General features: G+C 73.2%; 11 protein-coding genes. 5 read left to right on the top strand and 6 right to left on the bottom strand.

All coding sequences use genetic code 11. The features are described 5' to 3' along the window. The first annotated feature begins 174 nt into the window (after positions 1–174). On the top strand, positions 175–1,347 hold the full coding sequence (locus tag KV557_RS33215; RefSeq protein WP_218205277.1) for an RNA-guided endonuclease InsQ/TnpB family protein: 1,173 nt from the start codon (positions 175–177) through the stop codon (positions 1,345–1,347). 95 nt (positions 1,348–1,442) lie between these two features. Here the strand turns inward: KV557_RS33215 and KV557_RS33210 are convergent, their stop codons facing one another. After that, positions 1,443–2,942, bottom strand: coding sequence for an MFS transporter (locus KV557_RS33210; RefSeq protein ID WP_218205276.1), 1,500 nt, complete (start codon positions 2,940–2,942; stop codon positions 1,443–1,445). A 113-nt stretch (positions 2,943–3,055) separates the two neighbouring features. Between KV557_RS33210 and KV557_RS33205 the strand changes: the two genes are divergently transcribed. Continuing rightward, positions 3,056–4,435, top strand: a complete 1,380-nt coding sequence (locus KV557_RS33205; protein ID WP_218205275.1) for an MFS transporter — start codon at positions 3,056–3,058, stop codon at positions 4,433–4,435. A gap of 8 nt (positions 4,436–4,443) precedes the next feature. On the opposite strand, the gene KV557_RS33200 is transcribed toward KV557_RS33205, so the two are convergent. Together KV557_RS33200 and KV557_RS33195 are read right to left on the bottom strand one after the other, a co-directional pair. Beyond that, on the bottom strand, positions 4,444–5,802 hold the full coding sequence (locus tag KV557_RS33200) for an MFS transporter (RefSeq protein ID WP_218205274.1): 1,359 nt from the start codon (positions 5,800–5,802) through the stop codon (positions 4,444–4,446). A 109-nt stretch (positions 5,803–5,911) separates the two neighbouring features. Further along, a complete protein-coding gene (locus KV557_RS33195) occupies positions 5,912–6,265 on the bottom strand; it encodes an ArsR/SmtB family transcription factor (RefSeq protein WP_218205273.1) in 354 nt (117 codons plus the stop codon). A gap of 173 nt (positions 6,266–6,438) precedes the next feature. Here KV557_RS33195 and KV557_RS33190 point away from each other — a divergent pair, with 173 nt between their 5' ends. Continuing rightward, positions 6,439–7,665 (top strand): permease, encoded by a 1,227-nt coding sequence (locus KV557_RS33190; protein ID WP_218205272.1) that lies wholly within the window; start codon positions 6,439–6,441, stop codon positions 7,663–7,665. An 82-nt stretch (positions 7,666–7,747) separates the two neighbouring features. Continuing rightward, entirely contained in the window at positions 7,748–8,458 is a 711-nt protein-coding gene (locus KV557_RS33185) for a hypothetical protein (protein WP_218205271.1), read from the top strand. On the opposite strand, the gene KV557_RS33180 is transcribed toward KV557_RS33185, so the two are convergent. From KV557_RS33180 to KV557_RS33170, 3 genes are all read right to left on the bottom strand, one after another. Then, entirely contained in the window at positions 8,455–9,255 is an 801-nt protein-coding gene (locus KV557_RS33180) for a DUF4389 domain-containing protein (RefSeq protein WP_218205270.1), read from the bottom strand. The genes KV557_RS33185 and KV557_RS33180 overlap by 4 nt on opposite strands. A 127-nt stretch (positions 9,256–9,382) precedes the next feature. Continuing rightward, entirely contained in the window at positions 9,383–9,841 is a 459-nt protein-coding gene (locus KV557_RS33175) for a hypothetical protein (RefSeq protein WP_218205269.1), read from the bottom strand. A gap of 39 nt (positions 9,842–9,880) precedes the next feature. Next, on the bottom strand, positions 9,881–10,438 hold the full coding sequence (locus KV557_RS33170; protein ID WP_256178324.1) for a CHAT domain-containing protein: 558 nt from the start codon (positions 10,436–10,438) through the stop codon (positions 9,881–9,883). 788 nt (positions 10,439–11,226) lie between these two features. On the opposite strand from KV557_RS33170, the gene KV557_RS33165 reads away from it, so the two are divergent. Continuing rightward, complete coding sequence (locus KV557_RS33165) at positions 11,227–11,400, top strand: hypothetical protein (protein ID WP_218205267.1); 174 nt, start codon at positions 11,227–11,229, stop codon at positions 11,398–11,400. The last annotated feature ends 60 nt before the right edge of the window (positions 11,401–11,460 follow it).

The raw sequence follows: 11,460 nt of genomic DNA, 5'->3' as shown, positions 1-11,460 counted from the left end.
CACAGCCACCACCCGGAAATGATCACTGGAGAGCCGTGTGCGGGGAAAGCTCGCCAGCACGGTTCGGGAAGGGGCCGTCGGAAAAGGACCCGAACCACGGGCACCTCGTCGGCGGCCTACTTCACTCTTAGTGGGCGGTAGCCCGGCAACGGGCTACCGCTACCCGACTGGACGATGCTCCCGAAGGAGCGCCGTTCATTGGCCGCCGCGGATGCGGCGATCCGCCGGGCCCGCAAGGAGATCGACTGGCTCGGCGTCCTTCCGGCGCAGGCTGCCCAGGCCGTGTTGAAGACATACGTCCAGGCGTGGAAGAACTGCTGGGAAGGCCGTACGGACGCACCGAATTTCAAGGCCCGGTTCCGCACGGTCATGTCCGTGGACGTACCGCAGGGGCGGGATCTGAACATCACCCGTGTGCACCGCAACTGGGGCATGGTCAACATTCCCAAGGTCGGCCGTGTCCGGTTCCGATGGACCAAGGATCTACCCATCGGCAAGCGCGCAAATGCGGACAACAGGATCACCGGCGCACGCCTGGTCAAGGACCCGCTGGGCTGGCACATCGCCTTCCGCGTCCAGACGCAGGAGCCGAAGCCCGTACCGCACACCGGCCCCGAGGTCGGCATCGACGGCGGGGTCACCGTGCCGCTCGCCCTCTCCGACGGCAACCACCGGACCCACGACCAGTGGAAGTCCACCAAGAACAAGCCGAACACCTGGCTGACCGGCGACGAGCAGGCCAAGCTCCTGCGCCTGGAGCGGCGCGCCGCACAGCGCAAGCAGCACCGCAGGCCGGGAGAGCGCACCTCGAACCGCCTTCGCACCACCTACGACCAGATCGCCGGGTTGCGCGCAAGAGCCAAGCGCCGCCACCTCGACTGGCAGCACCGGACCACCACCGCCATCGCCCAGCACTACAGCGTGGTCGTGGTGGAAGCATTGCAGGTCACGAACATGGTCAAGTCCGCCAAGGGGACCGTGGACGAGCCAGGGAAGAACGTCGCCCAGAAGTCCGGCCTCAACCGGTCCATCAGCCAGGAGGCATGGGGCCGCACCGTCGGAATGCTGACGTACAAGCTCGCCAGTCATGGCGGCACCCTGCACAAGGTCCCCGCTCCCGGAACCTCCCAGCGCTGCTCGGCGTGCGGATTCACCACACCCGGCAGCCGGGAGAACCAGGCCCTGTTCGTGTGCAAGAACCCCGGCTGCGGCTGGTCCGGCAATGCCGACCACAATGCCGCCCGGAACATCCTGCACCTGTACCGGATGGGCCACGTGCTCATCCCGGCTGCCGGAAGGGCAGTCGTCAGGCGCGCGAAGCGCGTCAAGCCCACTGCCGCAAGGTAAGTAGGAATCTCCCGGCCCTTCAGCCGGGAGAGCACTTCAACTCAGGTCGAACGGCGCAACCGGGAATCGACACGAGAGACGGATCAGGAGTGGTTTCATCTGCTTCCGCCCTCGCCCGGCCTCCCGCCGGCCGGCACCCGGGTGGTCGGCACCAGGAACCGCAGCAGGACGCCGGTGGCGAGGGCCAGGCCGAGCAGCAGCCAGGAGCAGCCGGCGAGGGCGGCCGTGTAGTCGCCCGCGGAGCGCCGGGCCGACGGGTCCTGCGGGTCGGCGCCGAGCAGGGCCACGAACACCGCGCCGACCACGGCGACGCCGAGCGAGCTCGCCAGCTGGTTCACCGTCAGCACGATGCCGGAGCCTGCACCGGCCTGCCCGGGGCGGACAGTGGCGAGGATCGCGCCGAGCAGCGGGGCCGAGACGAGCCCCTGGCCGGCGCCGCCGACCAGCAGAGCGGGCGCCATGGCCAGCGCCTCGGCCCGGCCCGATCCGGCAGGTCCGGGCAGGAGCGTCAGCACCAGCAGCAGGTACCCGGCGGCCACCACCCCCGCCCCGGCGAGCAGCACCATCGGTCCGTACCGGCTCACCAGGTGTCGCCCGGACAGCGAGGCGGCCGCGAAACCGACCCCGAGCGGCAGGAAGCCGACCCCGGACGCGAACGGGGAGAGTCGCAGGCCCTCCTGGAAGACGTAGGCGAGCAGCAGGAAGAGCCCGTAGTTGCCCGAGTAGAACGCCAGCGCCGCCCCCAGCCCGATGCGGAAGCCGCGGTCGCGGAACAGCGAGGGCGGCATCAGCGTCACCCGCCCGGACGCCTCCCGCCGCCGTTCGACCTGCCACAGGGCGGCCAGCGACAGCGCGGAGCCGGCGAAGGCCGGCCACACCCAGGGCGGCCAGCCGTCGTCGCTGCCCTGGACGAGTGGGTAGACGAGCAGCGCCATCGCCGTGGCCGTGAGGAGCGGCCCGGGCAGGTCGAAGCGTTGGCGGGTCGGCCGGGCGCGCCGGGCGGCCGGGACGAGCGCCGGGACGCAGGCCGCGGCGAACAGCCCGACGGGCACGTTGACCAGGAAGACCGATCGCCACCCGAGCCCGAACAGGTCCGCCCGGATGAGCGCCCCGCCGACGAGCTGCCCGACCACCGCGCCGAGCCCCAGCGTGGCCGCGTAGAGCGCCAGTGCCCGCCCCCGCTCCCGGGCCGGCACGATCACCTGGATGAGGGACAGCACCTGCGGCAGCATCAGCGAGGCGGCGAGCCCCTGGCCGATCCGCAGGACGATCAGCACGCCGACGGTCGGCGCGGCCGCGCAGCCGGCGGACAAGGCGGTGAAGGCGAGCAGGCCGGCGAGGAACAGCGGCTTCTGGCCGTACGCGTCGCCCAGCCGCCCGCCGGTGGCCAGGGCGGCGGCGTAGGCGAGGACGTAGCCGCTGATCACCAGCTGGATGTCGGCGAAGTCGGCGCCGAGGTCCCGCTGGATCGACGGGGCCGCGACGTTCACGATCAGGACGTCCAGGATCCCCATGAACGACGCGGTCAGCAGCACCGCGAGCGTCAGGTTCCGCCGTCGCCCGCTCCCGGTCGGCGCGCCGGCTGTCGGGACCATGGGACCTCGGGGCACGGGCACCATCGTCGGCGGATCGCGTGCAGGCGGCCACTCGGCCCGGACCGGCGGCGCCCAGGCCTGCGGCGGACGGAGAACCGGCCCAGGATGTGCCCATGGGCGGCACACGGGAGCCGAGGCGCTGGTGGGTGCTGGCGGCGATGAGCGGCGCGCTCGCGATGACCTTCATCGACGAGACGGGCGTCGGCGTGGCCCTCGCGACCATCCGCCGCGAACTGCACACCTCACCGACCGGGGTGCACTGGGTGATGAACGCCTACATGCTCACCCTGGCGGCCCTCGTCGCGGCGAGCGGGCGGCTGGCCGACGTGTTCGGGCGGCGCCGGGTGTTCGCCGTGGGCCTCGTCGTCTTCGGCGCAGGCTCGCTGCTCAGCGCCACGGCGCCCGGCCTGCCGCTGCTCGTCGCCTGGCGGGCCGTCCAGGGGGTGGGCGCGGCGCTCCTGATCCCGACGGCGCTGACGATTGTCGCCGGAAGCTTCCCGCCCGCCGAACGGGGACGGGCCGTCGGCACGTACATCGGCGCGGCCAGTGTGTTCTACGTGGTGGGACCCCTGGTGACCGGCGCCCTCACCCAGGAGGTGGGCTGGCGGGCCGTGTTCTGGGTCAACGTGCCGCTCGCCTGCGCCGTCGGCGTGGTCGCCGCCCTCGCCGTCGCCCCGGACCCGCCGGTCCGGCGGCGCGAACGGCTCGACGTGGTCGGGCTGTTGACGGACGCGGCCGGGCTGGGGGCGCTCGTGGTCGCGCTGATGGAAGGGCCTGCCCTGGGCTGGGCGTCACCGGCCGTGCCGGCGCTGGGCGCCGGGGCGGTGCTGCTGCTCGCCGTCTTCGTCCTGGCCGAACGGCGGCGGACGGCGCCGCTGTTCGACCTCACGCTGCTGCGCCGCGGGCCGCTCGCGTGCGCGGTCGGCATGGTCTTCCTGGTCTACGTGGTGTACCTGGGGCTGATCGTCTTCGTCCCGCTGTTCCTCCAGCACGAGGCCGGCCTGAGGCCGTTGGCGGCCGGGCTGGCGCTGACCCTGGCCCTGGGCCCGATCATCGCCGTCGCCCCCGTCAACGGCCGGATCGTCGACCGCTCCGGGGCCCGCCGCCCCGCGCTCGTCGCCGCTCTGACCGCGCTGGTCTCCTTCGCCTGGCTCGCCCTCGCGGCCCCCGCGCACTCCTTCCCGCTGCTGCTGCCTGCGCTGCTGCTGTACGGCGTGTCGATCCCCGCGGTCTACAACACCGCCGTCACCGTGGCGCAGAACCTGGCACCGGATGCCCAGCGCGGGCAGGTCTCGGGCCTCCTCGGCAGCGCGGCCCAGGCCGGGGCGGCGATCGGTGTGGCCGTCATCGGCGCGGTCGTCGTGGCCGTCTCCGGGTCGGCCGACTACACGACCGCGGGCTTCCGGGCCGGGTTCGGCCTGTGCGCGGTGCTGTCGCTGGTCCTGGTGCCGCTCGCGCTCGCCCTGCCGCGCCGACCGCCGGCCGGGGGCTGAGGGCCTGGTCAGTGGCCAGCCGCGGCGCGGGGCCAGGTGTGGTGGTGCTGGTCGATGACGTAGTGGTGGCCGTGGTGCCAGCCGCCCGCCGTGGCCGGGTGGGCGTTGGCCAGGTGGGGGTGGCCGGCGGGGAGGTCGGTGTGCAGGTGGTCGAGGGTGTCCGGGTCGCGGGACGGCCACAGCGCGGCGGCGCCCGCTGCCGCGGCCAGGGCGACCGCGCCGAGCACGACGGCGGTCACCGGCAGCCCGGCTCCGGCCGCGAGCCAGCCGGCGAGGGGGTAGGTGAGCAGCCAGCAGCTGTGCGAGAGGGAGAACTGGGCGGCGAACGCGGCGGGCAGGTCGGCGTCGGCGGCCGAGCGGCGGATCAGGCGCCCGCCCGGGGTGAGGACGGCCGAGCAGGCGGCGCCGATCAGGGCCCAGGCGGTCAGCAGCGCGGCCCAGGCCCAGCCGGTCGGCCCGACGGCCGTGATCGCGGTGACGGCGGCGAGGATCGCCGGCAGGGCGAACGCGGCGGGGAGCATGACCTGTCGGTCGCCGGCCCGGGTGAGGAGGCGGGGGAGCAGCAGGGCGGCGAGCATCGAGCCGGCCCCGTAGGCGCCGAGGGCGAGGGAGACGGCGCCGGCCGGGCGGTGGAAGTGGTCGCGGACGACCACGACGGTGTTGACGAAGACGATCGCGCCCGCCGCCGCGACCGCGAGGTCGAGCGCGAGCAGGGCCCGCAGCCTCGGGGTCGCCCGGAACAGGCGGGTGCCGAAGGCGGCCTTGGCGTAGCTGCCGCCGGTGCGTTCGACGGGGGTGGGCTTCGGCAGGACGGCCGAGACGACCAGCGCGGCGGAGGCGAGGAATCCCACCGTCGTCCCCGCGAACAGCCAGTTGTACGAGACCAGCGTGAGCAGGAACGCGGCGAGCGCCGGGCTGAACAGGGACTCCAGGTCGTAGGCGAGCCGGGACATCGACAGCGCCTGCGTGTAGTCGCGCTCGGCCGGCAGGACGTCCGGGACGGTGGCCTGGAAGGTCGGGGTGAACGCCGCCGAGGCCGCCTGGAGCAGGAAGATCAGCAGGTACACCTCCCACACCTGCGTGACGAACGGCAGGCTGAGCGCGACCCCGGCGCGGGTGAGGTCCATCGCCACCATGAGGGCCCGCCGGGGTATTCGCCCGGCGACCGCGCCGGCGATGGGCGCGATCGCGACGTAGGCCACCATCTTGATCGCCAGCGCGGTGCCCAGCACCGCCGAGGCGTTCGCGCCGGCCAGGTCGTACGCGAGCAGGGACAGCGCCACGGTGGCCAGGCCGGTGCCCACCAGCGCGACGACCTGGGCGGTGAAGAGGTGGCGGTAGGCGCGGTTGCGCAGCACGGCGAGCATGGGTCCGTCCCGGTTCGCGGTGGGGTGACATGGCCATCATAGGCAATGCGTGCGTACCTGTGCACATGTTGGGCATGGAGCACCCTGCCGCGCGGGGTGCGGGAGGGGATCAGTCGTGCGGCGGCAGGTGGCGGATCTGGTGGTCCGCGACGTTCATCGCCTCGTCGACGAGCCGCCGGAGGTGGCCGTGGCGCAGCGAGTAGACCACGCGCCGCCCGTCCCGCCGGGTGGTGACGAGGCCGGCCAGGCGCAGCTTGGCCAGGTGCTGGCTGACGGACGGGCGCGCGGCTCCGGTGGCCTCGGTCAGCGTGGTGACGTCGGCCTCGCCCCGGCCGAGCCGCTCCAGCAGGGCGAGCCGGGTGCGGTCGGCCAGGAGTGCCAGGACGGCGGCGGCGACGTCGAGTCGCTCCTCGGCGCGCTGGTGCGAGTGCTGTGCATCTGCCAAGTCGGTGCCGCTGCTCATTCGGTCATCGTAAGCCGTCTGCCGGTGTCCGTGGGCGCGCGTGCGCACGCGTTCCCGGCGGGGGCGCGCCGACGCTCACGGACCCTGTCGCTATACCGTCCTGGGGTATACGATCCGGGTCGATCACGTCGTTGACGTCGATCACGGAGAGACCCTGGGGAAGGCGAACCACCATGCATGCGATCCTGCACGCCCTGTCCATCGCCGGGTCGATGACCTGGGAGATCACCTGGGCGCTGATCCTGGGCTTCCTGCTGTCCGCCGTCGTCCAGGCCGTCGTCCACAAGTCGACGATCGTCCGGCTGATGGGGGACGACCGGCCCCGCACGCTGGCCGTCGCCTCCGCCCTGGGGGCGGCCTCGTCCTCGTGCTCGTACGCGGCGGTCGCGCTGGCCCGTTCGCTCTTCCGCAAGGGGGCGAACTTCACGGCGGCGATGGCGTTCGAGATCGCCTCGACCAACCTCGTCGTCGAACTCGGTGTGATCCTGGCCCTGTTGATCGGCTGGCAGTTCACGGCGGCGGAGTTCGCCGGCGGGCCGATCATGATCCTGGTGCTCGCGCTGCTGTTCCGGCTGTTCCTGCGGGACCGGCTGCTGCGCGAGGCGCGGGAGCAGGCGGAGCACGGGCGGGCCGGTTCGATGGAGGGCCACGCGGCGATGGACATGTCCGTGCCGGGCGAGGGGCCGTTCGTCCGGCGGCTGCTGTCGCGCCGGGGCGTCACGTCCGTCTCGCACGTGTTCGTGATGGAGTGGGCGGCCATCCTCAAGGACCTGGTGATCGGCCTGCTGATCGCCGGGGCCATCGCCGCCTGGGTGCCGGACGGCTTCTGGCAGGCGTTCTTCTTCGCCGACCACCCGCTCGCCAGCAAGCTCTGGGGGCCGCTGATCGGCCCGCTGGTGGCGGTCGCGTCGTTCGTCTGCTCGATCGGGAACGTGCCGCTCGCGGTGGTGCTGTGGAAGGGCGGGATCAGCTTCGGCGGGGTGGTCGCCTTCATCTTCGCGGACCTGCTGATCCTGCCGATCCTGAACATCTACCGGAAGTACTACGGCGGCCGGATGGCACTGTTCCTGTTCGGCACCTTCTACGCGGCGATGGTGGTCGCGGGGTACGTGGTCGAATTCGCCTTCGGCGGGCTCGGGTTGGTCCCGGACCAGCGGGCGGCGGAGATCCCGATGGCGGGCGTCGCGTGGAACTACACGACCTGGCTGAACATCGCGTTCCTGCTGCTCGCGGCGGCGCTGCTGGTGCGCTTCTTCCGGACCGGCGGGGCGGCGATGCTCCGCATGATGGGCGGCGCGCCGGACAACGGCCACGGGCACGACGAGCATGGGCACAGCCACGAGGAGGACGGGCACGGGCACGGCCACCAGGAGGACGGGCACGAGCACGGCCACCACTGAGCCCAGACCGCTCGGCGCGCCGAGCGTGGCGGACAGTGCCAGGCTGGGAGGGCAGCTACCTCGACCGAGGAGGCCCGCACCGATGTCAGCGCAGAAGCCGGGGCCGGCCGAACGCAAGGCCCGCGCCGCCGCGCTCCGGGCCGAGGAGGCCCGCCGCGAGCGGCGCCGGCGCCTGCTGGTGGGCGGCGTGGTCGGCGTACTCGCCCTCGCGGTGGTCGGCGGGATCGCCGGCGTGATCGCGACGAACCAGAACTCGTCCAGTCCCTCCGGAGTCCCGGCACGCCCCCGCATGACAGCCGAGGGCCGGACCACCCCGCCGCCGTGGGACGCGCCGGCCGACGTGGCGGCGGCGGTCAAGGCCGCCGGGCTGCCGATGCTCGGCGCGGAGGGCACGGCCCTGCACATTCACGCCCACCTGGACGTCTACGCGGACGGCAAGCCCGTCACCGTGCCGGCGCTGGTCGGCATCGACGAGAGCGCCCAGCGGATCAGCCCGCTGCACACCCACGACACCACCGGCGTGATCCATGTCGAGTCCCCGGTGAACGCCGACTTCAGCCTGGGCCAGTTCCTGACCGAGTGGCAGGTGTCCGCCTCCGCCGACCACCTGGGCGGGCTGCGCACCGACGCCACCCACGCGCTGACCGCGTACGTCGACGGCAAGCCGGTGAGCGGCGATCCGGCGGCGATCCTCCTGCACGCCCACGACGAGGTCGCGCTGGTCTACGGCACGGCCGCCGAGAACGCCACGGTCACCGTGCCCAGCAGCTACAACTGGCCCAGCGGTCTTTAGAGGCCGGGGACGAGGGGCGCGGTGACCCGCTCGGGCGGGTTGTTGCTGTCGTCGTTGTTGTCCGAGGTGAAGGTGGCCGTGATCGAGCTGGTCGCCCAGGAGACCAGGCCGAGGAGCAGGAAGACGACGAGCAGAGCGCGCCCGGCGCCGCTCAGCACCAGCGGGCGGGTGGCGGACACCGGCCCGTCGGGTTCGCTGCCCGGTTCCTCGCCGAACAGGCGCTTGGGGTAGGCGGAGGTCAGCATCAGCAGGTAGGCCGTGTACCGCATCCGGTAGCGCAGGATCGCGGCCGTTGCCTCGTACAGGGCGTGCGGCATCTCGCCGAGGATCAGCACCACCAGCCAGCTGATGATCGCCACCATCCACCACCCCGCGTACAGCAGGCTCTGGATGATCGACGCGGGGATGACGAGGATGATCCGGAAGAGGACGGCGAGCCGGTTCAGCTCACCGGGCCGCAGGCCGACCTGCACGGGGTAGTCGGGGGTCCGGAAGCGGAACGGCGGGTAGCGGTCCACGGTGAGCATCAGGTAGGCGCTGACCCGGGTGTCGTACGGGACGTACGCGGTCAGGTAGTCCGCCGCGAAGACGGGCAGCCGGCCGAGCACCAGGGCCGCGAACCAGCCGATCACCGCGACGAGGAACGCGACCACCGACAGCACCCAGACCACGACGAACTGCGGGATCAGCAGCAGGGCGCGCAGCAGGACCGTCCAGCGGTTCTGCGGCCCGGGCCCCGCCATGTCCAGCACCGGCAGCCACTCGCTCGCGACGGGGGCGGGGGGAGCCTGCCACATCCGGGCCTCCACGGTCTCGGGACGACGGGACCCGGCCTTGGCGCGGCGCGGCCGGGGTGCCCTCCGAAGATGGCAGCCTCCCGCCCGCCCCGCGCGCTGCACTCCGCCGCCCGGGCGACGGGACCGCTCAGGACTCCGGGGTGTCGCTCCCGGTCAGGACCCGGGTCGCCGTCCTGGTGACGCTCCTGAGCGTGTCGGGATCGGCGGCGGCCTTGCGGAGGTGGAAGAGGAACTCCGTCCGGCCGTCCTTGCGGTGGATCTTGATGTCCACCTTGGTCTGCAGCCAGGAGACCAGTGCCGCGAGCAGGACGAGGCCGGTGACGGCGGCCTCCACGGCGAGCTGGTCGTCGGCCGGCGGGTCGGCGGCGATCGGCTCGGCGAACGGCGCCGTGTCGGGGTCGGCCAGGGCGACGGTGAGCAGGCGGCGCGCGGCGGCCGTGGCTGCGGCGTCGTCGTCGAGGACGCTCTCCGGGTCGGCCGGGGCGGTCAGCGCGCGGAGGGCGTCCCGGGCCTCGGACTCGGTCAGCTGCGCGTCGGGCCCGAGGGCGTCGCGCAGCACCTCGGTGAGTTCCTGGAGGACGAGCACCAGGGCCCGGTCGTTCAGGGGGGTCGTCGGGGTGATCGGTTATCTCCAGTCGCCGTTGAGGACCATGGGGGCGAAGTGGTAAGGGTGGGCGAGCCAGGGGGCGTCCGCCTGGTCGAGCAGGTCTCTCTGGGCCCGCCAGTAGCAGACCCAGAGCGGAGCGTCCGGATCGGCCGTCATCCGGGCGTAGAGGGCGGAGACCTGGCGGCCGGAGCTCTCCTGGTCGACGTTCCACAGCGTGGACAGCACCGAGCGTGCCCCCGCCTGGAGGAACACCCTGGTCAGCCCGGCGAACTCGTCGCCGCGGTTCGTCTCGGCCTGCCACGCGGAGGAGCAGGCCCGCAGGGTGAGCAGGGCCGGGACGGACGGGTGGTCGGCGAGTCGGGCGGGGCGCAGCAGCGTGGTGCCGCGCTGCGCTACCGACAGACGGCGGATGTGCTTCGTGGGCGGTGTCGAGGTGCCGCGGGGCGCGAGGACGAGACCGGACTCCATCGGGTGGGCCGGGTCGGTGTAGCCGTGGCAGGTGAAGTGCGCGGATGAGCTCGCGGGCCAGGTGCGCGCCGACGGTCGCCTTCTGCAGCCACGTGGCGGACAGCGCAGCGGCCTCCTCCAGCAGGCGGAGGTGGGCCGCGTGGTCCTCGGCGCGGGTCCGCCGGCTGCGTAGGGTGTAGGTGGCCAGCGCGGTCCGGTAGTTCCCGGAGGTGATCCCTGTCGTCAGGGCGATGACGTACAGCGCTTCGGCGTTCTCCTCGTTGCCGAGCACGGACGTCGCATCGGCGAGGCCGAACCAGCTGATCATCTCCCCGTCGTCGCCCTCCGGGAGCGTGGGGCGGGCGTTGATCGCGTCGCGGAAGCTGTCCCGGGCACCGGCGGCGTCGCCCAGGGCGAGGCGGATCTGGACGATGTTGTTGAGCGTGGCCGACAGCCGGCGTTCGTGGTGGTGGCGGGTGTCGGCCAGGAGGCGCTCGAAGGCCTGGAGCGCCTCGCGGTCCCGCCCGGCCTTCGACAGGGACGCGGCGCGGTTCGTTGCGGCGACGAAACGGAGCCGCTCGTCCCCGGCGCGTTCGGCCTCCGCCACCGCTGCCGCGTAGTCGGCCGCGCCGAGGTCGTACTCCCCGAGATCCTCCTGGAGCAGGCCGCGGAGGTTCAGGAGCCCCGACCGCTGCTCCGCGAAGAAGCCGTCGTCGCGCAGCAGCTCCAGGGCGGCGTTGGCGTGGGACAGTGCGGTGCTGGTCCGGCCGAGGGAGCGGAGGCACCCGGCGAGCATCCGGTGGAAACCGTGGGCGGCGGCCGCGTCGCCGTGGGCCGTCGCGGCCGCCAGGCCCTCCTCGGCCAGCCGGACGGTGGCCTCCAGGTCCCCGCTCGCCTCGACCAACGCCGTGCGCGCCGTGAGCAGTTGGATCCGCAGGCCGTCCCCGGCCGCCGTGCCGTCCGGCTCCGCCCGGCCGAGGTGGCGCAGCGCGGCCCGCGCCGCCCCCCTGCGCCGCAGTACCGCCGACCACATCAAGCGGCCGAAGGCCCGCTCGTTCGGTCCGCCCCAGACCACGCCGATCACGGCGTAGGCGGAGGCGTGCCGGTTCCGTTCCGGACTGCGGGCGTTCGCGAACCAGGACGGCAGGACG

This window comes from Kitasatospora aureofaciens (genome assembly GCF_019192735.1).
Taxonomy (GTDB): Bacteria; Actinomycetota; Actinomycetes; order Streptomycetales; family Streptomycetaceae; genus Kitasatospora; species Kitasatospora aureofaciens_A.
Note: the sequence above shows the minus strand (reverse complement) of the source record. Positions and strands in the feature narration are given on the sequence as shown.

Excerpts from the sequence above, each read along its gene's own strand:
- KV557_RS33215 (WP_218205277.1), top strand. The coding sequence starts at position 175 with ATGCTCCCGAAGGAGCGCCGTTCATTGGCCGCCGCGGATGCGGCGATC.
- KV557_RS33210 (WP_218205276.1), bottom strand. The coding sequence starts at position 2,942 with ATGGTCCCGACAGCCGGCGCGCCGACCGGGAGCGGGCGACGGCGGAAC.
- KV557_RS33205 (WP_218205275.1), top strand. The coding sequence starts at position 3,056 with ATGGGCGGCACACGGGAGCCGAGGCGCTGGTGGGTGCTGGCGGCGATG.
- KV557_RS33200 (WP_218205274.1), bottom strand. The coding sequence starts at position 5,802 with ATGCTCGCCGTGCTGCGCAACCGCGCCTACCGCCACCTCTTCACCGCC.
- KV557_RS33195 (WP_218205273.1), bottom strand. The coding sequence starts at position 6,265 with ATGAGCAGCGGCACCGACTTGGCAGATGCACAGCACTCGCACCAGCGC.
- KV557_RS33190 (WP_218205272.1), top strand. The coding sequence starts at position 6,439 with ATGCATGCGATCCTGCACGCCCTGTCCATCGCCGGGTCGATGACCTGG.
- KV557_RS33185 (WP_218205271.1), top strand. The coding sequence starts at position 7,748 with ATGTCAGCGCAGAAGCCGGGGCCGGCCGAACGCAAGGCCCGCGCCGCC.
- KV557_RS33180 (WP_218205270.1), bottom strand. The coding sequence starts at position 9,255 with ATGTGGCAGGCTCCCCCCGCCCCCGTCGCGAGCGAGTGGCTGCCGGTG.